Annotated in this window: 19 protein-coding genes; 8 read left to right on the top strand and 11 right to left on the bottom strand. The window is 66.8% G+C overall.

Annotated features, from left to right (window positions below; genetic code table 11):
* Positions 1-56 precede the first annotated feature (56 nt).
* Positions 57-1,946: a ribonucleoside-diphosphate reductase subunit alpha gene (locus E4341_RS01145; protein ID WP_153923998.1), complete on the bottom strand. Its 1,890-nt coding sequence runs from the start codon at positions 1,944-1,946 to the stop codon at positions 57-59.
* Between the two features lie 273 nt (positions 1,947-2,219).
* Here E4341_RS01145 and E4341_RS01150 point away from each other — a divergent pair, with 273 nt between their 5' ends.
* From E4341_RS01150 to E4341_RS15465, 4 genes are read left to right on the top strand one after another with little or no spacing between them, the layout of a single operon-like run.
* Positions 2,220-2,996 (top strand): phosphatase PAP2 family protein, encoded by a 777-nt coding sequence (locus E4341_RS01150; protein WP_165114499.1) that lies wholly within the window; start codon positions 2,220-2,222, stop codon positions 2,994-2,996.
* Positions 2,997-3,051: 55 nt separating this feature from the next.
* Positions 3,052-4,371, top strand: a complete 1,320-nt coding sequence (locus tag E4341_RS01155; protein ID WP_165114502.1) for an acetyl-CoA hydrolase/transferase family protein — start codon at positions 3,052-3,054, stop codon at positions 4,369-4,371.
* Between the two features lie 59 nt (positions 4,372-4,430).
* Complete coding sequence (locus tag E4341_RS15460; RefSeq protein WP_240893592.1) at positions 4,431-5,129, top strand: hypothetical protein; 699 nt, start codon at positions 4,431-4,433, stop codon at positions 5,127-5,129.
* Positions 5,060-5,731 (top strand): sorbosone dehydrogenase family protein, encoded by a 672-nt coding sequence (locus E4341_RS15465; RefSeq protein ID WP_240893593.1) that lies wholly within the window; start codon positions 5,060-5,062, stop codon positions 5,729-5,731. The genes E4341_RS15460 and E4341_RS15465 overlap by 70 nt, the downstream gene beginning before the upstream one ends.
* On the opposite strand, the gene E4341_RS01165 is transcribed toward E4341_RS15465, so the two are convergent.
* A complete protein-coding gene (locus E4341_RS01165) occupies positions 5,728-6,966 on the bottom strand; it encodes an argininosuccinate synthase (RefSeq protein WP_165114505.1) in 1,239 nt (412 codons plus the stop codon). The genes E4341_RS15465 and E4341_RS01165 overlap by 4 nt on opposite strands.
* Before the next feature lie 190 nt (positions 6,967-7,156).
* On the opposite strand from E4341_RS01165, the gene E4341_RS01170 reads away from it, so the two are divergent.
* Positions 7,157-10,021, top strand: coding sequence for a pitrilysin family protein (locus E4341_RS01170; protein ID WP_165114508.1), 2,865 nt, complete (start codon positions 7,157-7,159; stop codon positions 10,019-10,021).
* Between the two features lie 96 nt (positions 10,022-10,117).
* Here the strand turns inward: E4341_RS01170 and yihA are convergent, their stop codons facing one another.
* From yihA to rpmH, 4 genes are read right to left on the bottom strand one after another with little or no spacing between them, the layout of a single operon-like run.
* The gene (gene yihA / locus E4341_RS01175; protein ID WP_055809369.1) at positions 10,118-10,771 is read right to left on the bottom strand and encodes a ribosome biogenesis GTP-binding protein YihA/YsxC; all 654 of its coding nucleotides are present in this window, start codon (positions 10,769-10,771) and stop codon (positions 10,118-10,120) included.
* Positions 10,768-12,564, bottom strand: a complete 1,797-nt coding sequence (gene yidC, locus E4341_RS01180; protein WP_055754639.1) for a membrane protein insertase YidC — start codon at positions 12,562-12,564, stop codon at positions 10,768-10,770. The genes yihA and yidC overlap by 4 nt, the downstream gene beginning before the upstream one ends.
* A complete protein-coding gene (rnpA, locus tag E4341_RS01185; protein ID WP_091752382.1) occupies positions 12,561-12,977 on the bottom strand; it encodes a ribonuclease P protein component in 417 nt (138 codons plus the stop codon). Before rnpA ends, yidC begins: the two co-directional genes overlap by 4 nt.
* A gap of 30 nt (positions 12,978-13,007) precedes the next feature.
* Positions 13,008-13,142, bottom strand: a complete 135-nt coding sequence (gene rpmH / locus E4341_RS01190) for a 50S ribosomal protein L34 (protein WP_003164000.1) — start codon at positions 13,140-13,142, stop codon at positions 13,008-13,010.
* 126 nt (positions 13,143-13,268) lie between these two features.
* Between rpmH and E4341_RS01195 the strand changes: the two genes are divergently transcribed.
* Together E4341_RS01195 and E4341_RS01200 are read left to right on the top strand one after the other, a co-directional pair.
* Positions 13,269-14,018 carry a TVP38/TMEM64 family protein gene (locus tag E4341_RS01195; protein WP_165114511.1) on the top strand — a complete coding sequence of 250 codons (750 nt, stop codon included), beginning with the start codon at positions 13,269-13,271 and terminating at the stop codon, positions 14,016-14,018.
* Positions 14,015-15,487, top strand: coding sequence for a sensor histidine kinase (locus E4341_RS01200; RefSeq protein ID WP_055809375.1), 1,473 nt, complete (start codon positions 14,015-14,017; stop codon positions 15,485-15,487). The genes E4341_RS01195 and E4341_RS01200 overlap by 4 nt, the downstream gene beginning before the upstream one ends.
* 4 nt (positions 15,488-15,491) lie before the next feature.
* Here the strand turns inward: E4341_RS01200 and E4341_RS01205 are convergent, their stop codons facing one another.
* A complete protein-coding gene (locus tag E4341_RS01205; RefSeq protein WP_165114514.1) occupies positions 15,492-16,583 on the bottom strand; it encodes an NAD(P)-dependent alcohol dehydrogenase in 1,092 nt (363 codons plus the stop codon).
* Between the two features lie 66 nt (positions 16,584-16,649).
* Positions 16,650-16,913, bottom strand: a complete 264-nt coding sequence (locus E4341_RS01210; protein WP_039246564.1) for a hypothetical protein — start codon at positions 16,911-16,913, stop codon at positions 16,650-16,652.
* Between the two features lie 146 nt (positions 16,914-17,059).
* Here E4341_RS01210 and E4341_RS01215 point away from each other — a divergent pair, with 146 nt between their 5' ends.
* Positions 17,060-17,560 carry a hypothetical protein gene (locus E4341_RS01215; RefSeq protein ID WP_165114517.1) on the top strand — a complete coding sequence of 167 codons (501 nt, stop codon included), beginning with the start codon at positions 17,060-17,062 and terminating at the stop codon, positions 17,558-17,560.
* 6 nt (positions 17,561-17,566) lie between these two features.
* On the opposite strand, the gene E4341_RS01220 is transcribed toward E4341_RS01215, so the two are convergent.
* The 3 genes from E4341_RS01220 to E4341_RS01230 all read right to left on the bottom strand — a co-directional run bounded on the left by E4341_RS01220 (position 17,567) and on the right by E4341_RS01230 (position 21,612).
* Complete coding sequence (locus tag E4341_RS01220) at positions 17,567-18,202, bottom strand: glutathione S-transferase family protein (RefSeq protein ID WP_165114520.1); 636 nt, start codon at positions 18,200-18,202, stop codon at positions 17,567-17,569.
* A 48-nt stretch (positions 18,203-18,250) separates the two neighbouring features.
* Positions 18,251-19,300, bottom strand: a complete 1,050-nt coding sequence (locus tag E4341_RS01225; protein WP_165114523.1) for a ribonucleotide-diphosphate reductase subunit beta — start codon at positions 19,298-19,300, stop codon at positions 18,251-18,253.
* 89 nt (positions 19,301-19,389) lie between these two features.
* Positions 19,390-21,612, bottom strand: a complete 2,223-nt coding sequence (locus E4341_RS01230) for a response regulator (protein WP_165114526.1) — start codon at positions 21,610-21,612, stop codon at positions 19,390-19,392.
* Positions 21,613-21,720: the final 108 nt, after the last annotated feature.

Here is a 21,720-nt window from a genome sequence, read left to right on the forward strand (position 1 = left end):
AACGAAAAAGGGCCCCGCTGTTGCGGAGCCCTTCGGGTCGTTTGGTGCAGATGGCCTTATTGGCAGGCCAGGCACTCGTCGTAGTCAGTCTTGGGCAGGGAGAAGAGATCCGGCTGATTGGGATCGATCACCTCTTCGGCCTTGTCCTCGGCGCCTGCGAAGGCGGCGCGCTGGACCGACTTAGAGCGTAGATAGTACAGCGACTTCACGCCGCGTTCCCAGGCGGACCAGTGCAGCATGTGCAGGTCCCATTTGTTCACGTCGCCGGGGATGAACAGGTTCAGCGACTGGGCCTGGCAGATTTCCGGCGCGCGGTCGGCGGCCAGTTCGATCACCCAGCGCTGGTCCAGTTCGAAGGCGGTCTTGAACACGCCCTTCTCGTCCTCGTTCAGGGCGTCGAGGTGCTGGACCGAACCTTCGTTCTCCAGGATGGAGCTCCACACCGCCTCGGTGTTGATGCCCTTGTCGTCGAGCAGGCGCTCCAGATAGGGGTTCTTGACCGCGAACGAGCCCGACAGGGTCTTGTGGGTGTAGATGTTGGCCGGGATCGGCTCGATGCCGGCGGACGTGCCGCCGCAGATGATCGAGATCGAGGCGGTCGGGGCGATCGCCAGCTTGTGGCTGAACCGCTCCATCACGCCGCGCTCCTCGGCGTCCAGGCACGGGCCCTTCTCTTCGGCCAGCAGGCGGCTGGCCTTGTCGGCCTCGCGGCGCAGATGCTTGAACAGGCGCATGTTCCACGACTTGGCCATGGCGCTTTCGAAGGCCACGCCCTGCCCCTGCAGGAAGGAGTGGAAGCCCATCAGGCCCAAACCCACCGAACGCTCGCGCTTGGCCGAATAGACGGCGGCGGCCATGGCGGGCGGGGCGCGGCGGATGAAGTCCTCCAGCACATTGTCCAGGAACCGCATCAGGTCCTCGACGAAGCGCGGCTCCTCGCGCCACTCCAGGAAGGTCTCGGCGTTGACCGACGACAGGCAGCAGACGGCGGTCCGATCCACGCCCAGGTGGTCGCGGCCGGTGTGCAGCATGATCTCGGCGCACAGGTTCGACTGTTTGACCTTCAGGCCCAGGTCGCGCTGGTGCGGCGCCATCTGGCGGTTCACCGTGTCCGAGAAGATCAGATAGGGCTCGCCGGTCTGCATGCGGATGTCGAGCAGCTTGGTCCACAGCGAGCGCGCGTCGACGGTCTTCATGACCGCGCCGTCCTTGGGCGACTTCAGATCGAAGGTTCCGCCGACCTTGACCGCCTCCATGAACTCGTCGGTGACGTTGATGCCGTGGTGCAGGTTCAGGGACTTGCGATTGAAGTCGCCCGACGGTTTGCGGATTTCCAGGAACTCTTCGATTTCCGGGTGGTGGATGTCCAGATAGACAGCGGCCGAACCGCGGCGCAGCGAACCCTGGCTGATCGCCAGCGTCAGGCTGTCCATCACGCGGATGAAGGGGATGATGCCCGAGGTCTTGCCCGCGCCCTTCACCTTTTCGCCGATGGAGCGGACGCCGCCCCAATAGGTGCCGATGCCGCCGCCGTTGGAGGCCAGGGCCACGTTCTCGTTCCAGACATTCTGGATGCCGTCCAGGCTGTCGCCCACCGCGTTCAGGAAGCAGGAGATGGGTAGGCCGCGATCCGCGCCGCCGTTCGACAGGACCGGGGTCGCCGGCATGAACCACAGGCGGCTCATATAGTCATACAGGCGCTGGGCGTGTTCGGCGTCGTCCGAGAAGGCGGTCGAGACGCGCGCGAACATGTCCTGATAGCTTTCGCCCGGCAGCAAATAGCGATCTTCCAGCGTCTTCTTGCCGAAGTCGGTCAGCAGATCATCGCGCGAGCGATCGACCTGGACCGATTTGACCACGGTCAGGTGGGGGCGCTCCGGCGTCGGCGTCGCCGCAACGCCTTGGAATTCCGTCGTCTTCAATGCCTCGCCGCCAGCCATGGTCATCTGCGTCCTGAACAAAAAATCGTTTGAGCCGCCCACGCCGCAACCACATCATCTTGTGGCCTCTGCGCTCCCCGAGCCCACATATAGGGCGCATATGCCTAATGACCCGTCAACGGGTTGACGCCGACCATTGTGGGCGAATCGGTCGGACAAGTCCCAGCCGTCTGGGGAAAAGCCCGCGTGCAAGCCAGCACGTCCGTTTTACGAGCCCGCGACGGTATGATCACGAACGCGTGATCGGAACGACTGCTCAGCTTGGCCGTTGGCTCGCGCATGACGCTTTCTGACTTACGCGCCTTTTTGATACGCGCCCTGGCGGTCGCCCGCACGGAAATCGCCGCGCTTCTGGCCCTGCTGGTCGTCGCCGGCGGCGTTCTGACCTTCGCCGGCCTCGCCGATGAGATGACTGAGGGCGAGGGCCAAGCCTTCGATCTTCATGTCCTGGCGCTGATGCGGCCCTATGCCGACGATCCCGGCCGGCCGTGGGGGCCGTGGTGGCTGAAGGAGGCGGCGGCGGACATCACCTCGCTGGGCGGCATCTCGGTGCTGGGTCTGTTCGCCCTGATCGTGATCGTCTTTCTGCTGAGCCAGCGGAAATGGCTGTCGTCCCTGCTGCTGGTCGTGGGCCTGGCCGGCGGCGTCGCGCTCTCGGAGGGCCTGAAGGCGGTGTTCGAGCGCGCCCGGCCACCTGCCGCCGCTCAGGCGGTGGAAACGATCAACGCCAGCTTCCCCTCCGGCCACGCCCTCTTGTCCACCGTCTTCTATCTCAGCGTCGCCGTCATGCTGACCCGCGCCTTCCCGCGCGAGCGGTTCAAGGTCTTCGTCCTGGGCGTCGGCATTCTGCTGGCCCTGCTGGTCGGGCTGACGCGCATCTATCTGGGCGCCCACTGGGCCACCGACGTCTTCGCCGGCTGGGCGGTCGGCGCGGCCTGGGCCATGGCCCTGTGGCTGGTCGCCTATGGGGTGGCGCGCTGGCAGAAGCGCCACCGTGCGGCGCTGCAGGACGAAGCCTCCCCGATCGAAGCCGCCCCCGACCCGACCAAAGTCTAGGCCCTTGATCCGCCTCGCGACAGGCTAGTCTGGCGGCATGTCGGAGACGCACGCCATGGACCACGCCGCCCTCTACGCCGAACGCCTGAAGACCCCCGACCAGGCCGCCGCCCTGATCGTGCCGGGCGCTAAGGTCGCCATGGGCCTTGGCGTGTCCCAGCCGCCGGCCCTGCTCAAGGCCTTGGCAGACCGGGCCGCGCGCGGCGAGGTCGAGGACGTGAACCTCTACTATCTGCTCTCGACCGCCATCGCCGGGGACACGGTGCTGCGCTATGAACTGATGGACCGGATCCGCCCCTGGAGCCTGTTCCACAGCGCCATCGAACGCCGGCTGGAACAGCGCGCGCACGAGGAGGGGCGCCCCAACCCCGTCCAGTTCATCCCCACGGGCTTTCAGCAATCGCCGCGCCTTCTGTGCGACGAGGTCGGGGTGGATACCCTGATCTGCACCGTCTCGCCGATGGATGCGGACGGCTTCTTCTCGTTCGGCACCAACACCGACTATGCCAAGCCGGTGTCGCAAACGGCGAAGACTGTGATCGTCGAGGTCAATCCGCATATGCCGCGCGTGTTCGGCGACTGCACCGTCCATGTGTCCAAGGTCGCCGGCATCGTTGAACATGCCGCGCCCCTGCTGGTCGTGCCGCGCGCCGAACCCCAACCGGCGGACCTGGCCATCGGCCGCATCATCGCCGGCCTGGTCAAGGACGGGGCGACGCTTCAGATGGGGATCGGCGCCCTGCCCAACGCCGTCTGCGACGCCCTGATGGACCACCGCGATCTGGGCGTTCACACCGAGATGCTGACGCCCGGCCTGGTCGAGCTGATGCAGGCCGGCGTGGCCAACCATGCCCGCAAGACCCTGCATCCCGGCGTGGGCGTCTTCGCCTTCTCGATGGGCGACCTCAACACCTATGAATTTCTGGACGGCAATCGCGGTATGGAGGCCCATCCGGTCTCCTATGTGAACGACCCGGCCGTGATCGCGCGCAATGCGAAGATGATCTCGGTCAACGCCACGCTTCAGGTCGACCTGAGCGGCGCCTGCTGCTCAGAGTTTCTGAACGGGCGCCAGTTCACGGCCGCCGGCGGCCAGCTAGACTTCGTGCGCGGCGCCTATGGATCGGAGGGCGGCAAGTCGATCATCGCCTGCCATTCCACGGCGGCCAAGGGGACGGCCTCACGCATCGTCGCCCGTCTGGACGGGCCGGTCACCACCCCGCGCAACGACACCCACATCGTCGCCACCGAACACGGCTGGACCAATCTGAAGGGCAAGTCGTCCAGCGAACGCGCCCGCGCCCTGATCGCCTTGGCCGCGCCGGAGTTTCGCGACGGCCTGACGGCGGCGGCGCGCGAGCAGGGTCTGATCTGACGCCCCGACAACTTGAACTACGGCTTGATCTTGGGCCGTCCGTCGGGACTTCTGGCGTCATGAAGACCGTCCGCCTTCTGGCCCTGCTCGCCCTCCTCGTCGCCGCGCCTGTTAGCGCCAGGGCGGCCCAAGGCGCCTATGCGACCGACGGCGACTGCGGCGGCCGTCCTATGACCACCGTGCGCATGGCGCCCAGCTATTGCCTGGGCCTGGTCTGGCAGGGCACCGGGGCCGAGGGACCGCGAATGCCGCGCGGCCTGCTGGCGCTACCCAACGGCGACTGGTTGGTGACGGATCTCGGCAACTGGTATCCGGGCAATGGCGCGATCTGGCGGCTGTCGTTCGGCGCCGACGGTGCGCCGCGCTGGAGACGGCTGGCCCAGGGGCTGAACATGCCGCACACGGCGGCGCGCGGGCCGGACGGCCGCATCTATGTGTCTGAGATGAACCGCATCCTGACGCTGGACCCCGACGCGGCCGATCCGGCGGCGACGGTGCGCACCGTGATCGGCGATCTGCCCGACAACCGGCTGCACGCCAATCGCCACCCGCTGTCCAGCTTCGTCTTCGACGCGAACGGCGACCTGCTGGTCAATGTCGGCGCCCCCAGCGACCGCTGCGTGGATGCGCGAGGCAGAGCGCGCGCCAATGCGGCGGGCGCCTGCATCGACAGCGCGGCGACGGCCAGGTGCGGCGTCACGCCTATCTGGGAAACGGCCGATGGGATGAAGACAGCACGGTCTTCGCTTCGGGCCTGAGGAACTCCATCGCCCTGGTCCGGCATTCGTCAGGCACGATCCTGCAGAGCGAGAATTCGGTCGATCTGACCACGCCGGATCATCCCTATGACGAGATCAACGTCCTGCGCACCGGCGGCCACTACGGCTGGCCCTATTGCGTGGACCTGGCGACGCCCCTGCCGGGATGGAGCGCGGCCCAGGCGCGGTGCGGCCAGAGGGATCGGCCGCTGGCCCTGCTGCCGCCGCACGCGGCGCCTCTGGACCTGATCTATTACGACGGGGCGATGTTTCCCGAACTGCGCGGCCGGCTGCTGATGAGCTGGCACGGCTATCGTCGCGCGGGCGGCCGGATCGTGGCGGGCGAGACGGATGGCGAGGGCCGCCCCCTGACCGATATCGGCGGCCGCTACGCCATCTATCCGCGCGGCGCCCTGTCCTATCCCGCCGGCGCGCCCAGCATACGCGGCAAGGTGCTGACGCCGGGCTGGGACACGGTCGCAGGCCGTCAGCCGCGCGGCGCGCCGGTCGTGCTGGCCGTCGCCGCCGACGGATCGATCTGGGTCACGGACGACCGAAACCGGGCGATCCTCAGGATCGCCCGGTCGGATAGGACGCCCTAGCTCTTGCGCGCATCGCGCTTGGCCAGGACGCGCAGGCGCAGGGCGTTCAGCTTGATGAAGCCGGCCGCGTCCTTGTGGTCATAGGCTTGGACGCCTTCTTCGAAGGTCACCAGGTCCTGATCGTACAGGCTGTTGGGGCTTTCGCGGCCGATGACCGAGACATTGCCCTTGTACAGCTTGATCTTGACCGTGCCGGAGACGTTTTCCTGGCTCTTGTCGATAGCGGCCTGCAGCATCTCGCGCTCGGGCGAAAACCAGAAGCCGTTGTAGATCAGCTCGGCGTATTTCGGCATCAGCTGGTCCTTCAGGTGCATGGAGCCGCCGTCCAGGGTGATGCTTTCGATGCCGCGGTGCGCCGCAATCAGGATGGTCCCGCCGGGGGTCTCATAGACGCCGCGCGACTTCATGCCGACGAAGCGGTTCTCGACCAGGTCCAGACGGCCGATGCCGTTGTCGTGACCATACTGGTTCAGGGCGGTCAGGATCGTGGCGGGCGACATGGCCTCGCCGTTGATCGAGACGGCGTCGCCCTTTTCGAAGCCGATCTCGATGACGGTGGCCTTATCCGGCGCGTCTTCCGGGCTGATCGTGCGCTGGTGGACGAACTCGGGGGCCTCGACCGCCGGGTCTTCCAGAACCTTGCCCTCAGACGAGGAGTGCAGAAGGTTGGCGTCGACGCTGAAGGGCGCCTCGCCGCGCTTGTCCTTGGCGATCGGGATCTGGTTCTTTTCGGCGAAGTCCAGCAGGGCCTCGCGGCTGCGGAATTCCCATTCGCGCCACGGGGCGATGACGCGGATGTCGGGCTCAAGCGCATAGTAGCCCAGTTCGAACCGGACCTGATCGTTGCCCTTGCCGGTCGCGCCGTGACAGACGGCGTCGGCGCCGACCTGACGCGCGATCTCGATCTGGCGCTTGGAGATCAGCGGGCGGGCGATGGAGGTGCCCAGCAGATAGTCGCCTTCATACTGCGCATTGGCGCGGAACATCGGGAAGACGAAGTCGCGCACGAACTCTTCGCGCAGGTCGTCGATGAAGATGTTTTCGGGCTTAATGCCCAGCTTCAGCGCCTTCTCGCGCGCCGGGCCCAACTCTTCGCCCTGGCCCAGGTCGGCGGTGAAGGTTACGACCTCGGCGTTGTATTCGGTCTGGAGCCACTTCAGGATGATCGAGGTGTCCAGCCCGCCCGAATAGGCGAGGACGACTTTCTTGACGGGCTTGTCGGCGGGGGCGGACATGGCGGCTCTTTCAGCAAGGGGCGGTCAGTCGGGGAGTTGACGCGCGCATAAGACCGGGGGTCCGGCGATGCAACCTTTTCCGGGTCGCGCGGGGGAGAACATGAACCTTTCGTCATGTTCCATTTGGTCGCGTTGCCAGGCGGCAGACCGGCGTTATGGTCCCCTCCAACTGCAATCCCGAGGATATCGCATGCGCCGCACTGGCTCTCTCGTCGCCGCCGCCGCCCTTCTGGCGGTTTCAACGCCTGTCTGGGCCTCCGTGGCCTCTGCACCCGCCGCCGAGGCCGCTGGTCAGGCCGCCGCGCCCGCCGTCCAGGCTGCGCCGGTGTCGCAGCTGATCAATGAAGTCGACATCCCCTATACCAAGTTCACCCTCGACAACGGCCTGACCGTCCTGGTCCACGAGGACCACAAGGCCCCCGTCGTCGCCGTCTCGGTCTGGTACAATGTCGGCTCCAAGGACGAGCCGGCCGGCAAGACCGGCTTCGCCCACCTGTTCGAACACCTGATGTTCGGCGGCTCGGAAAATGCGCCCGGCAGCTATTTCACGCCGATGCGCAACATGGGCGCGACCGACATGAACGGAACCACCTATTTCGACCGCACCAACTATTTCGAGACGGTCCCGACTCCGGCGCTGGAACAGGCCCTGTTCATGGAAAGCGACCGCATGGGCTACATGCTGGGCGCCATCAGCCAGGAAACGCTCGATCTGCAGCGCGGCGTCGTCCAGAACGAAAAACGTCAGGGCGACAACCAGCCCTATGGCCTGAACCAGTACAAGCAGCTGGAGGCCCTGTTCCCCGAAGGCCACCCCTATCGCCACTCGACCATCGGTTCGATGGCCGATCTGGACGCCGCCTCGATGCAGACGGTGCGCGACTGGTTCACCTCCAACTATGGACCCAACAACGCCGTTCTGGTGCTGGCCGGCGACATCACCCCCGCCAAGGCGCGTGAACTGACCGACAAATACTTCGGCCCGATCGCCAAGGGTCCGGTGAACAATCCCGCCCAGGCCCCGGTGCCGACCCTGTCCGCCCCGCTCAGCGAAACCACCCACGACCGCGTCTCGAACGCCCAGGTCGAGGTCAGCTGGGCCGTGCCCGGCATGCTCGACCCGGACTCGGTGCCGCTCAGCGTCGCGGCATCGGTCCTAGGCGGCCTGGCCTCCTCGCGCCTGGACAATGAGCTGGTGCGCGGCGAACAGACCGCCGTCTCGGCCAGCGCCGGCAACAGCGCCTTCCACCGCGTCGGCATCTTCGAGATGAGCGCCACGATCAAGCCGGGCGAAGATCCCGCCGCCGTCGAAGCGCGCATGCGCGAAATCCTGAACGGCCTGATCGCGAACGGCCCGACGCAGGACGAGATCAACCGCGTCGTCACCCAATACGCCTCGCGCCGCATCCAGGGCCTGGAACAGGTCGGCGGCTTCGGCGGCAAGGCCACGGCGCTCGCCGAAGGCCAGCTCTATGCCGGCGATCCGGAGTTCTACAAGAAGCAGCTGGCCGCCTACGCCGCCGTCACGCCGGCCCAGGTCAAGGCGGCGATGCAGAAGTGGCTGACCCGTCCGGCCTATACGCTGACCACCCTGCCCGGCCAGCGCGAAGCCTATCAGGAGGCGGCCGCCGCGCCGTCCGGCGCCAACCGCACGCCGGCCCCGGAAATCGAGCGCAAGCCGCGCATGCCCAAGCCCGAGATCGGTCAGGTCGCCAACGTCGACTTCCCGGCCGTCGAGCGCACCCGCCTGTCGAACGGCATGGAAGTGATCTACGCCCAGCGCGACGCCACCCCGACGACGAAGATCGCGCTCGACTTCGACGCCGGTCTGGCCGCCGACGACCGCTCCAAACTGGGTCTGCAGACCCTGATGCTGGACCTGATGGACGAGGGCACCCGCACCCTGAACGCCACGCAGCTGGCCGAGGCGCAAGAGGCCCTGGGCGCAACCATCACCACCGGGGCGACGATGGACAGCTCGGTCGTCCAGCTGTCGGCGGTGACGCCGAACCTGAAGCCTTCGGTGGATCTGATGGCCGAGGTGGTGCGCAATCCCGCCTTCGCCCCGGCCGAGCTGGAGCGCCTTCGCGCCACCCGCCTGTCACGCATCGCCGCCGAGCGTACCCAGCCGGCCGCCCTGGCCAGCCGCGCCCTGCCGGAACTGATGTATGGGCCGAACAGCCCCTATGGCCGTCCGTTCAGCGGCAATGGCGACGAGGCCAGCGTCAAGGCGATCACCGACGCCGACATCCGCGCCGACTACGCCAAGTGGATCCGCCCGGACAACGCCAAGCTGTTCGTCGTCTCCGACCGCCCCCTAGCCGAGCTGACGCCGATCCTGGACAGCGCCTTCGGTCAGTGGGTCCCGCCTGCATCGGCCAAGGCCATCAAGGACTTCTCGGCCCCAATCCCGGCCGCGACGCCCAAGATCGTGCTGATCGACCGTCCGCAATCGCCCCAGTCCTACATCATGGGCGGCGAGGTCCTGGGCCTGTCGGGCACTGACGACCTGTTGGTGCTGAACGCGGCGAACAATGTGCTCGGCAACGACTTCCTGTCGCGCATCAACTCGGATCTGCGTGAGACCAAGAGCTGGTCCTATGGCGTCAACGCCTCGGTCAATCCGTTCGCCGGACGCGTGCCCTATCTGGTCACCGCCCCGGTCCAGGCCGACAAGACCGGCCCGGCCATCGAAGCCCTGAACCAGCAGTTCAACGACTTCCTGTCGGGCGGCAAGGGCGTGACGCCCGAGGAGCTTCAACGCACGATCAACGGCAACACCCGCCGTCTGGCCGGCAGCTACGAGACCTCGGCCGCCGTCTTGGGCGCCATGCGCTCCAACGCCCTGCTGGGCCGTCCGGACGACTATCCGGAAACCATCGCGGCGCGCACCAACGCCCTGACCGCAGCCCAGCTGGACGCCGCCGCCAAGGCCGCCATCGACCCGTCCAAGTTCGTCTGGGTCGTGGTCGGCGACGCCTCGGTGGTCAAGCCGCAACTGGACGCCCTGGGCATCCCTGTCGAGGTCCGCGCGGCGGCCCCCGCCGCCCAGTAGGGCGACGACAGACCAGAACGACAAAGGCCCGGAGAGCGATCTCCGGGCCTTTTCTTTTTGCCGTCATGCTCGGGCGTGACACGACGATGAGGGCCTTTAGTCCAGCGTCGCGCCCGTCGTGCGCATGATCTCGGCGCGCAGTTCGGGCAGACCGAGACCCTTTTCCGACGAGGTCAGGGCCACCACCGGGAAGGCGGCGGGGCGTTTGGAGATGGCCTTCAGGGTCGCGGCCTGCACGGCCTCGCCCTCGCCCTTCTTCAGCTTGTCGGCCTTGGTCAGGACGATCTGATAGCTGACGGCGGCCAGGTCCAGCGCATCCAGCGCCTCCGTATCCACTGATTTCAGCCCGTGGCGGCTGTCGATCAGCAGATAGACCCGCTTCAGCGTCACCCGGCCGCGCAGATAGTCGCGGCCCAGATCCTGGAACTTCTTGACCGTAGTCTTGGACGCCTTGGCCCAGCCATAGCCGGGCAGGTCGACCAGACGCATCCGGCCGTCCAGGTCGAAGAAGTTGACCTCGCGCGTGCGGCCCGGCTCGTTCGAGGCGCGGGCCAGCTTGTGCATGCCCACCAGCCCGTTGATCAGGCTGGACTTGCCCACGTTCGAGCGCCCAGCGAAGGCGATCTCGGGCAGATCGGGGTCGGGCAACTGCTCGATCTTGGCCGCGCCCATGACGAAGGTCGCAGGCCGCGCGAACAGGACGCGCGCCGCCTCGATGTCCTCGGGCGTGAACTCGGTCTCGTCGATCACGCCGGTGACTTCTTGAACCGGGCGAAGAAGGTATCGATCGGGTTCTCGGCCTTGTAGCGATGCATGATCACATACTGCTGCAGGATGGTCAGGATGTTGGACCAGGCCCAGTAGATCAGCAGGCCCGCCGCGAACGGCGCCATGATGAAGGTGAACAGCAGCGGCATGAACTGGAAGATCTGGCGCTGGACCGGATCGGCCGCCGGCGGGTTCATCGCCGTCTGCAGCCACATCGTCAGGCCATAGGCGATCGCCAGCAGACCCAGGTGCAGCGGGCCGGCCAACAGGCCGCCGATCAGGGGCGCCATCGCCGGATCCCACGGGATCAGGCCGAACAGGTTCCAGATCGACGACGGATCGCGCGCCGACAGGTCATGGATGAAGCCCAGGAACGGCTGGTGACGCATTTCGATGGTCACGGTCAGCACCTTGTACAGGGCGTAGAAGACCGGGATCTGCAGCACCAGCGGAAGGCATCCGGCGACCGGATTGATCTTCTCGCGCTGATACAGGGCCATCGTCTCCTGCTGCTGCTTCTGCGGGTCGTCTTTGAACTTCTTCTTGATCTCCTCCATCTTGGGCTGGAGGTTCCGCATCTTGGACATCGAGGCGTAGGCGTTGTTGGCCAGCGGGAACATCACCAGCTTGACGATGACGGTCAGGGCCAGAATGGCGACGCCGAAGCTGCCGACCAGGCCATAGACGTTCTCCAGGATCCAGAAGATCGGACGCGTCAGGAACCAGAACATTCCCCAGTCGATCGCATAGACGAAGCGCGGCAGGTTCAGGCTCTGCTCATAGGATTTCAGCACCTCGGCGCGCTTGACCCCGGCGAACAGGCGCTGGGTCTCGGTCGCGGTCGCGCCGGGCTGGATGGTGCGGGTGGTGCCCAGGACATTGGCTTCCAGCTGCTGGGCGCCGTTCAGGTCGCGCACGCGGAATTCGGTCTCGACCGCCTCGTTCTGCTGGGGCAGCAGGGCCGCCAGCCAGTATTTGTCGGTGATGCCCAGCCAGCCGCCGGTCGAGGCGTTCTCGATCCGCGGCTCCTTCAGCCAGTCCTTGTATTTCTTCTGCTCGGTCCGGTAGTCGCCCGGCTTGCCGAAGGTGCCGATCGCGCCCTCGTGGACGATATGCGACGAGCCGGCTGCGGGCGGCACGCCCTGGCGCTGGACGCTGCCGTAGGGGGCGATGGTGATCGCCTGCGTGCCCAGGTTCTGGACCGTGTCCTGCACCGAGAAGACGTATTTGTCATCAACCGAGATCACGCGCGTGAAGCGCAGGCCCTGGCCGTTGTCCCACGTCAGGGTGACCGGAGTCGTCGGCGTCAGGGTCGAACCATTGGTCAGGCGCCAGACGGTATTGGGTCCGGGCACGCCGCCGGCGACATTGGGGCCGGTCCAGCCGAACTGGGCGAAGTAGGCGTTCTGCATTCCCTGCGGGCGGAAGAGCTCCACCGGCTGGGGTTTGTCCTGAACCTCGCGGTAGTCGGTCAGGAACAGGTCGTCGATCCGGCCGCCCTGAAGTGACAGCGACCCCTTCAGGGTGCCGGACTGGATCGGCACGCGCGCGGCGGTGCTCAGCGCCTGGCTGCGGTCGGTGACGAAGGTCGGGCCCTGCGGGCTCAGCGCCGTGCGCGCGGCGTTATCGGCGGTCTGCGACTGTTCGGCCTGGGCCTGCTGTTGCACGGCGCGACGCTCGGCCTGCGGACGCAGCACGGCGAAATAGTAGATCCCCATGATCAGGACCGAGCACACGATGAAGATGATCGTGTTGCGCGTGTTTTCGTTTTTCATGGATTCTGGCGGTCCTGGCCGGAGGGGGCGCGGGCGGGCGAGGGCTTGTGGGCCCCCCGATCATGTCGCGGTGTCGCCAGCCTTGTAAGCGTCGATTTCACGTCGTCAAGCAGACGGTCCCACGCACGCTCGGTCGTGCCCATGCGGGCGATGAAGACATAGTCGCTTCCGGGCACGCCATGCTGGGCCAGCATGGCCCGTGCGGCCTCGCGCAGACGGCGTTTGGCGCGGTTGCGCTGAACCGCCCCGCCAATCTTCTTGGTGGCGGTGAAGCCCAGGCCGATGTGCGGCGAACCGTCGCCGCGCTCCAGCCGCTGGATCACTACGGCGCCGCGCGCCTCGGAAACGCCTTTGGCGGCCGCCAGGAACTGGGGCCGCCGCAACAGACGCTTGATCTGTAAAAGGTCGCTCATGCGTCCAAAAGATCCGGACGCGTAAGCCGCTTACGCCGTCAGGCGCTTGCGGCCCTTGGCGCGACGGCGCGCAACAATCTTCTGGCCGTTCTTGGTGGCCATCCGGCTGCGGAAGCCGTGACGGCGCTTGCGCACGAGTCGCGACGGCTGATAGGTCCGCTTCACGGTCGGCTCCTGACGTTAAAAGGTTGGGCGACGGGGCAAGAGGCGTCCGCCGCAGGAAGGGCGGGCGTATAAGTCGCATGTCCGCGTGAGTCAACGCTCGGACGGCATTTCGGGACGATGAAACGGATGGCGAAACGAACGGCGAAGGAATGGGCCCTGCGGCTGGCGCCGTTGGCGGCCATCGCCGGCCTGGTGATCGCCTTCTTCGCCTTGGGCTGGAACCGCTATTTGTCGATGGATCTGATCCGCGAGCACGGGCTGAACCTTCAGGCCTATGCGCAACAGAACTGGTGGATTGCGCTGGTCGCCTTCATCGCCGTCTACGCCCTGGCGACCGCCTCGACCATTCCCGGACCCGTTTTCCTGACCCTGCTGGGCGGGATGATGTTCGGCCCCTATGTCGGGGCCCTGGCCCAGTCGACGGGGGCCACCATCGGTTCGGTCGTCATCTATTATGTCTATCGCACCTCGATCGGTTCCTGGCTGCGCGCCAAGTTCGAGGCCGACGCCGGCTTCATGGATCGGCTGGCCAAGGGCATCGACCGCAACGCCTTCACCACCCTGTTCACCCTGCGCGTGATCCCCAGCGTGCCCTTCGTCCTGGTCAACGCGACGGCGGGGATGATGGCGGTGCCGCTGAGACCCTACATCATCGCCACCTTCATCGGACTGCTGCCGTCCACCTTCATCTATACCTGGATCGGATCGCAACTCGGCGACCTGCTGCGCGCGGGCGTGCGGCCGGACCTGCCGATGCTGCTGCAACAGTTCTTCTGGCCTTTGATGGGCGTGGTCTTCCTGTCCCTGCTTCTGCCCATCGGCATCAAGCTGTTCCAGATGATCCGCGCCCGCCGGATCGGGGCGACGGCGGCATGAGCGCCCTGTTCGACCGGATCGCGGCGCGGCTGAACCTGACGCCGGACCAGGCCAGTCTCTGGCGCGAGCGCCTGACCCCGCGCGCGCCCGACGGCCTGTCGGCGCGGCTGCTGCTGCTGACCGTCGCCTTCACCCTGGCGGTCGAGGCTCTGATCCTGGGCCCGAACCTGGCGGCCTTCCACGAGCGCTGGCTGCGCGACCGGCTCCAGGCCGCCGAACTGGCCTCGGTCGGGGTCGAAGCCCTGCCCTATAGCGCGGTCGAGGACGATACGGCCGCCGAGTTGATGCGGATCGGCGGGGTTCAGGCGGTCGCCCTGACAGAGCAAGGCGTGCGCCGCCTGCTGCTTCAGGCCCCCAACCTGCCCCGCGCGCCCGAACTGATCGACCTCAGGCGTCAGGACAGCTGGTCGCGCCTGACCGACCCGTGGCGCACCCTGTTCGGCCATCCGGACCGCTCGCTGCGGGTTCAGGCCAAGCCGCGCTATCGCTCGGGCGACTTCATCGAGATCGTCACCCCCGCCCAGCCGTTGAAGCTGGAACTGCGCGCCTTCCTGCTGAACAGCCTGCTGGTGTCGCTGCTGGTGTCGGTGACGGCGGGCGCGCTGCTGTATGGTGGTCTGGCCCTGCTGGTGCTGCGGCCGCTTCGTCGCGTCACCCGCTCGATGGAGCGGTTCGCCGCCGATCCCGAGAGCGAGGCCGAGGCGCCGTCCGACCGTCACGACGAGATCGGTCGCGTCGAGCGCGAACTCAGCCGGATGCAGGAGGAGGTGCGCCATTCCCTGCGCTCGCGCGCCCGTCTGGTCGCGCTGGGCGAGGCGGTGGCCAAGATCAACCATGACCTGCGCAACATGCTGACCTCGGCGCAGATGGCGTCCGAGCGGCTGGCGACCTCCGCCGACCCGCAGGTGGCCAAGGCCCTGCCCCGGCTGGAGCGCGCGCTCAGCCGCGCCGCCGGCCTGTCGCGCAATGTGTTGGAATACGGCAAGAGCGAGGAGCCTGCCCCCCAGAAGACTCGCGTCGTCCTGACCAAGGCTCTGACCCTGGCGGCCGAGGACGCCGGACTGGACCCCGACGGCGTGCGCCTGGTCAAACAGCTGCCGCCCCGGTTCGCCGTCGAAGCCGACCCGGATCAGCTGTATCGCATCCTGGTCAATCTGATGCGCAACGCCCGCCAGGCCATCGAGGCCGATCCCACGCGTCCGCCCGAGCGGCGCGGTAAGGGCGCCATCACCGTCAGCGCCTTCGGTCAGGACGGCTTCTGCGTCGTGCGCATCGCCGACGACGGCCCCGGCATTCCGCCGCGTCTGGCCGAACGCCTGTTCGAACCCTTTGTCAGCTCAAAGAGCTCGGACGGTTCGGGCCTGGGCCTGACCATCTCGCGCGAACTGGCCGCCCTCCACGGCGGCGATCTGCGGCTGGTCGAGACCGACGGAACAGGCGCAGCCTTCGAACTGCGCCTGCCCGGATAGGCGATCAGGCCGCCTTCAGGGTCGCCATGTCGATGACGTAGCGGTAGCGCGCCTCGCCGTTCTCGATCTTCACATAGGCGTCGTTGATCTCGGCGATGTCGATCATTTCGACCTCGGGGGCCACGCCGTTGGCGGCGCAGAAGTCCAGCACGTCCTGGGTTTCCTGAAGATTGCCGATCAAGGAGCCGCCGACCGTCTGGCGTTTGAAGGCCAGTTTGGAGTTATCGACCCCGTCCACGACATCGAGATTGCCCACGACGATGAAGGCCGCATCGCGCTTCATCAGGTCCAGCAGGGCGCCGATCTCGTGCTTCTCGGGCACGGTGGACAGGATGAAGTCGAACGTTCCCGCCAGGGGCGCCAGGGCCGTCTTGTCCGTCTCGACATGGGCCGCGTCGGCGCCCAGCCGCTTGGCGTCCTCGATCTTTTCGGGCGTCGAAGTCAGGACGGTCACTTCCGCCCCCAGAGCCTTGGCCAGCTTGGCCGCCATATGGCCCAGACCGCCAAAGCCCAGGACGGCGACCTTGTCCCCCGCCTTGACGCCCCGGTGTTTCAGCGGCGACCAGGTGGTCACGCCGGCGCACAGGATGGGCGCGGCCGCCTTGGGGTCCAGGCCTTCGGGGATGCGCAACACGAAGTCCTCGGGCACGACCACCACATCGGAATAGCCGCCGTAGGTATTGTCCCGGCCGTACATGTTGGCGCCGTCTTCTGTCTCGGTCGCTGGCGTCATGGGGCCGTTATAGGTCGCCAACCAGCTGTTCGGACCCTCGCAGTAGTTCTGATCGCCGGCGCTGCAGGCCTCACATTGGCGGCAGCTGTCGATCATGCAGCCGACGCCGACCAGATCGCCTTCCTTGAAGCGCGAGGTCTCGGCGCCCGCCTGTTTGACCCGCCCGACGATCTCGTGGCCCGGCACGCACGGATAGACCGTGTTGGCCCATTCGTTTTTGACCTGGTGGATGTCGGAGTGGCAGACGCCGGCGTAAAGAACCTCGATCACCAGCTCATTGGGCTTGGGATCGTCGCGCTCGAACGTCATGGGCTCGAGCTTCGACCGGGCGGTCTTTGCGCCGTAACCGATTGATTGGAACATGAAAGTCTCCGGGGGCAAGGGGATGTTGCCGCAATCCCCCGCGCTCAAAGACGTTCCAGCGTCGCCCTATTCCAGACCGTCGTCGGACACGACGAAGGGCCGGTTCTCCGCCTTGGCCTGGGCCGCCAGCTCCTCCTGGACCAGATGCCAGCGCCGCAGCCGCTCATAGTCGATGGCGTGCTCGGGCGAGGCGTCCAGCCAGTGACGGAAGTCCTCGATCTGAAGCCGGGCGTCTGCGGCGGTCGTATCGGGCAGGGCCGGCACGTTTGGCAACTGACGCGCGACATCCGCGGGAATGGGGAAGTCGCCGGACGCGGTGCTCAGGATCATCGATCTTCTCGGCTAGGCTGCGGTCGGGAGAGATCGACCATGACGCGAAGCCGAGCCTTTCGCCACCTTTTCATCGCTGCGGCGTTGTGCAGCAGGATCACAATGGCCAAGCTGCGCAGAACGCCACGGCCTCGGGAGAGACAGTCATGATCGTTCGCACCGCCGTCGCCGCCGCCATGCTGGCCGCCGCCCTGACCGCGCCCGTCGCCGCCCAGACGACGACGGCGCCGGCGACCGCCGACCCCTATCGCGATCAGCGCGCCCTGCCCGACCCGGCCGATCCCGCCAGCCGCGACGCCCTGCTGAAGGCGCGGGGCGAGGCCTATCACCGGGCCAGCGACGCCCAGCAGACCGAAGAGGAACTGCGCACCACCCGCGCCCTCAACGACGAGATCGCCGCCCAGAACGCCCTGGCCGACAAGACCGACGCCGCCAACCGGTTGGACTACGACGCCGCCCTGGCCCGTCATCAGATCGAGGTCAGCCAGGCCGAGGAACAGGCCCGCGCCGCCGCCGAAACCGCCCGCTTGGCCCAGGAGAAATACGACCGCGACTATGCCGCTTGGCAGGAACAGGTGCGACTGTGCCGCACGGGCTTCCGCCCCGCCTGCACCGCCCGGCCGGCGTGGGTCGAACCGGCGCAGTGAACGCCGTCAGTCCGCCTTGGCCTTCGCCTTGGCGATCAGGGCGTCGTCGATTTCGCGGGCGCGCACAGCGGCCGGGCGTGTCGTGATCCGCTCGGCATAGGCCGTGAACGCCGGACGTTCGGGCAGGCTCTTGAACATCAGCCCCCAGGCGATCTGGCTGCCGACATAGACATCGGCGGCGCTGAACTGTTCGCCGAGGATCCACGGGCTGCGATCCAACGCGTGTTCCAGCCCGTCGATCACCTGATCGAACGAGCCGTAGCCGACCATGGCCGACTTCTCGGGCGGCGGCAGTTGGCCCAGCGACTTGGCCGTCACCGCTGCCTCGACCGGTCCGGCCGCGAAGAACATCCAGCGATAATAAAGGCCGCGCAGCGGATCGTCCGTCGCCGGCGCCAGGCCGGTGTCAGGAAAGGCGTCGGCCAGATAGGCGCAGATGGCGGCGCATTCGGTCACGACGACGCCGCGATGAGCGATGGCCGGCACCTTGCCCATCGGATTGATCGCCAGATAGTCCGGCGACTTCATCGCCGGATAATCGACCACGACGGTGCGATAGGGTTGACCTGCCTCCTCCAGCATCCAGCGGACGATGCGTCCGCGCGACATGGGGTTGGTGTAGAAGACGATCTCTTCGCTCATGGGGTGCTCTCCCTTTCGAGAGAGCCTACGCCCGAAATGGGAGATGTGTCAGCCCGCGGCCAGGCTCATGTCGCGCCGCGCCATCATGCGGTCGAACTCGGTCCAGACGCCGTCGGCGCCGTGCCAGTTTCCTTGCGTCGCCGCCTTGGAATATTCGGTGGCGCGGGCCTCGAAGAAGTTGGCGTGTTCAACGCCGCTGAGCAGCGACTGCAACCACGGCAGCGGATTTTCCGTCACCCCATAGACTTCCGGCAGCTTCAGCTGACGCAGGCGCCAGTCGGCGATGAAACGGATGTATTGTTTGATGTCGTCCGGCGTCATGCCTTGGACCGAGCCCATCTCGAAGGCCAGGTCGATGAACTTGTCCTCCATGTTCACCACCGTCTTGCAGCAGTCGACGATGTCGTCCGCGACCGACTTGGTGACGGCGCCCGTCTCCTTGTTGAAGGCGTGGTACAGCTTGATGATGCCTTCGCAGTGCAGGCTCTCGTCGCGCACCGACCAGGACACGATCTGGCCCATGCCCTTCATCTTGTTCTGGCGCGGGAAGTTCATCAGCATGGCGAAGGACGCGAACAGCTGAACGCCTTCCGAGAAGCCGCCGAACATGGCCAGGGTCCGGCAGATGTCGGCGTCGGAATCGACCCCGAACTGGCCCATATAGTCGTGCTTGTCCCGCATGGCCTCGTATTCCATGAAGGACCCGAACTCGCTCTCGGGCATGCCGATGGTCTCGAGCAGCAGGGCGTAGGCCGCGATATGGATCGTCTCCATATTGCCGAAGGCGGCCAGCATCATCTTCACCTCGGTCGGTTTGAAGACCCGACCGTAGCGTTCCATGTAGTTGTCCTGAACCTCGATGTCCGCCTGGGTGAAGAAGCGGAAGATCTGGGTCAGCAGGTTGCGTTCGCCGTCGTTCAGGGTCGAGGCCCAATCCTTGACGTCCTCGCCCAGCGGCACCTCTTCGGGCATCCAGTGGACCTGCTGCTGCTTCTTCCACATGTCGAACGCCCACGGATAGCGGAACGGCTTGTAGGCGGCCGACGGGGTCAGAAGACCGGCGCGCTCGGGGAGGATGATCGGAGTGATGGCGTTCATCGAAACTGGACCTGAGGGCGATTCTGAAAACGCGTTCACCATGCGATTTGAAGACGTCGGCGCCAAGTCAAAATAGGTCTATGTTGCGATCACGATTTATCTCGACCGCTAGATGTTGTGTCCGTGCCGCACATCCCTGGGGACGGGCCTGGGGATGAAGACGCGCCCGACGGCCAGGCGGCTTGGGCGTCCAGTCGCGACGCGGCAGCGCTCAGCGTCTCGTCGATGGCGGCGTAGAGCTTGGCCTGGGTCACCGGCTTGGCCAGATGGCCGTCCATGCCGGCGGACAGGCACCGTGCGGCGTCTTCGGGCATGGCCTCGGCGGTGACGGCCAGGATCGGCGTCTGGCTGGCGGGATCGGCCAGGGCGCGGATCGCACGCGTGGCGGCCAGACCATCCATCACCGGCATGCGCACATCCATCAGGATCAGATCGAAGGCCTCGGCCGAGGCGGCGTTCACCGCCTCGCGCCCATCGCAGGCCTCGGCGGTGTCGCAGTCGGCGGCCTGCAGCATGATGCGCAGCAGATCCCGATTGGCCGGGTGGTCATCGACGATCAGCACCCGCATACGGCGGCTGTCCAGCGGCGCGCCGCCGTCCGTCTCTACGGGGGCCACGAGGGGCGCCTCGATCTCCAGGGTGAAGGTCGAGCCCTGCCACTGGACGCTTTCGACGGCGATGGTTCCGTTCAGGCGCTCGGCATGGCTCTTGGCCAGAGCCAGGCCGACGCCCGCCCCCTCATGCGCGCGGCTGGTGGAGGCGTCCGCCTGTTCGAACAGGCGGAACACGCCCGCCAGGGTCTCGGCGTCCATGCCGCAGCCGGTGTCCGACACGGCGATCCGCAGCCGGTCGTCGGTCCGATCGACCATGACGCCCACGCCCCCGTGCGAGGTGAATTTCGAGGCGTTCAGAGTCAGATGATGCAGAATCTGGCGAAGCCGCCGCATGTCGGTCAGCACCCAGCCCTCGGCCTCCGGCGCAATGTGCAGGTCGAACGTCAGGCCGCGGATCTCGGCCCACTCGCGCGCCGGCGCCACGGCGTCTTGGATCAAGGCGCGCAGATCGGCGGGCTTCAGCACGACCTCGTCGCCTCCGCGCGAAATCTCCAGCAAGTCCTCGACCAGACGCAGCATGGATTCGCCGCACTGGCGCACCGCATTGACCTGCCGATGGCCCTCCGCGTCCAGGCTGGTCGAGCGCGACAACAGGTCGGCATAGCCGGTGACCCCGGTCAGGGGCGTGCGCATCTCATGGCTCATCAAGGCCAGGAAGCGCGACTTCGCCTCATCGGCGCGCTTGGCCAGGGCCAGGGCGTCCAGCGCCGCCGCCGTGCGCGCCCTCAGACGCGCCGTCAGCCGTCGACGCTCGGTCGACAGGGTGGTGATGGGCAGAACCGACCCGACGACGCACAGCAGGAACAGATGAAACACATTCATCTGGCGCATCACTTCGGGCAGGGCCGCCAGAACCGGATCGGACGGCAGGCGGGTCAGCACGACCGGCCCACGCCCGCTCAGCGTGGCGGCGCCGCCGATGGCCGCGACCAGCACCACCGCGCAGGCGGTGGTCGGCGGGCACAGCCGGAAGGCCAGAAGGATCAGCGGCGGAAACACCGCGAACATCACTGGCGCCGATGTCTGGGTGAAGACCCACAGCGTGACGCCGCCGACCAGCACCAGCAGGGCGGCCGCCTCCGTCATCGTGGCCTGGGCGTCGTCCCTGAAACGGTGATTGCGCGCCAGCAGCAGCAGGGACGGCGTGACGATCATCATCGCCAGCAGTTCCATGTCGAACAGGTGGTGCATCCGGAACGCCAGCGTGCCCGGCACCTTCCAGCTCATCAGCACCGCGACCGCGCCCGCCAGCAGGGTGCTGATCAAGACCGCCGGCACGGCGGCGAAGACGGCGAAGCGGAACAGACGCCAGGGCCGGCGCATATCCAGCGCGGCTCCGCAGACCCGGCGCGCCAGGACGGCGGCGACGCAGACCTGCGTCAGGTTCAGGGCGACATTGGTGAACATCATCACGCCGGGATCGCCGCGCACGACGTTGCTGGCCAGATTGATGGCCGCGCAGGCGAGCATGACGCCGATGGCCTGGCGACGATGAAGCTGAAGGACGGCGGCCAGAAGCACCGCATTGGCCGGCCACAGAACCGTGGCGCCGAAGGCATGCATGCTCCACTGGGCGACCGACAGGCACAGGGCGAACAAGGCCACATAGGCGTAGGGCGACGGCCCAGCCGCGCGGCCGGCCTCGTGACGGAAAAACCGCCAGCGCCCGCCTTCTGCGTTCACCCACTTCAGTCCCATGACGGAACAGTGACACGCAGGGGTTAAGGATCCTGTAGCGGCCCACCTAGGTAGGATTGCGGAACCGCCGTTCAGCGTCGCCGTTTACTCGCCCTTGCCAGCAAAGGG

The organism is Brevundimonas sp. 'scallop' (assembly GCF_011045535.1).
GTDB lineage: Bacteria > Pseudomonadota > Alphaproteobacteria > Caulobacterales > Caulobacteraceae > Brevundimonas > Brevundimonas vesicularis.

Bases quoted from the DNA above. Each gene is read 5' to 3' on its own strand.
- E4341_RS01170 (WP_165114508.1), top strand. From the start codon at position 7,157: ATGCGCCGCACTGGCTCTCTCGTCGCCGCCGCCGCCCTTCTGGCGGTT.
- E4341_RS01210 (WP_039246564.1), bottom strand. From the start codon at position 16,913: ATGATCCTGAGCACCGCGTCCGGCGACTTCCCCATTCCCGCGGATGTC.
- E4341_RS15460 (WP_240893592.1), top strand. From the start codon at position 4,431: ATGAAGACCGTCCGCCTTCTGGCCCTGCTCGCCCTCCTCGTCGCCGCG.
- E4341_RS01215 (WP_165114517.1), top strand. From the start codon at position 17,060: ATGATCGTTCGCACCGCCGTCGCCGCCGCCATGCTGGCCGCCGCCCTG.
- E4341_RS01155 (WP_165114502.1), top strand. From the start codon at position 3,052: ATGGACCACGCCGCCCTCTACGCCGAACGCCTGAAGACCCCCGACCAG.
- E4341_RS01150 (WP_165114499.1), top strand. From the start codon at position 2,220: ATGACGCTTTCTGACTTACGCGCCTTTTTGATACGCGCCCTGGCGGTC.
- yidC (WP_055754639.1), bottom strand. From the start codon at position 12,564: ATGAAAAACGAAAACACGCGCAACACGATCATCTTCATCGTGTGCTCG.
- E4341_RS01220 (WP_165114520.1), bottom strand. From the start codon at position 18,202: ATGAGCGAAGAGATCGTCTTCTACACCAACCCCATGTCGCGCGGACGC.
- E4341_RS01165 (WP_165114505.1), bottom strand. From the start codon at position 6,966: ATGTCCGCCCCCGCCGACAAGCCCGTCAAGAAAGTCGTCCTCGCCTAT.
- rnpA (WP_091752382.1), bottom strand. From the start codon at position 12,977: ATGAGCGACCTTTTACAGATCAAGCGTCTGTTGCGGCGGCCCCAGTTC.
- E4341_RS01145 (WP_153923998.1), bottom strand. From the start codon at position 1,946: ATGACCATGGCTGGCGGCGAGGCATTGAAGACGACGGAATTCCAAGGC.
- E4341_RS01200 (WP_055809375.1), top strand. From the start codon at position 14,015: ATGAGCGCCCTGTTCGACCGGATCGCGGCGCGGCTGAACCTGACGCCG.
- E4341_RS01195 (WP_165114511.1), top strand. From the start codon at position 13,269: ATGGCGAAACGAACGGCGAAGGAATGGGCCCTGCGGCTGGCGCCGTTG.
- E4341_RS01225 (WP_165114523.1), bottom strand. From the start codon at position 19,300: ATGAACGCCATCACTCCGATCATCCTCCCCGAGCGCGCCGGTCTTCTG.
- E4341_RS01205 (WP_165114514.1), bottom strand. From the start codon at position 16,583: ATGTTCCAATCAATCGGTTACGGCGCAAAGACCGCCCGGTCGAAGCTC.
- E4341_RS01230 (WP_165114526.1), bottom strand. From the start codon at position 21,612: ATGGGACTGAAGTGGGTGAACGCAGAAGGCGGGCGCTGGCGGTTTTTC.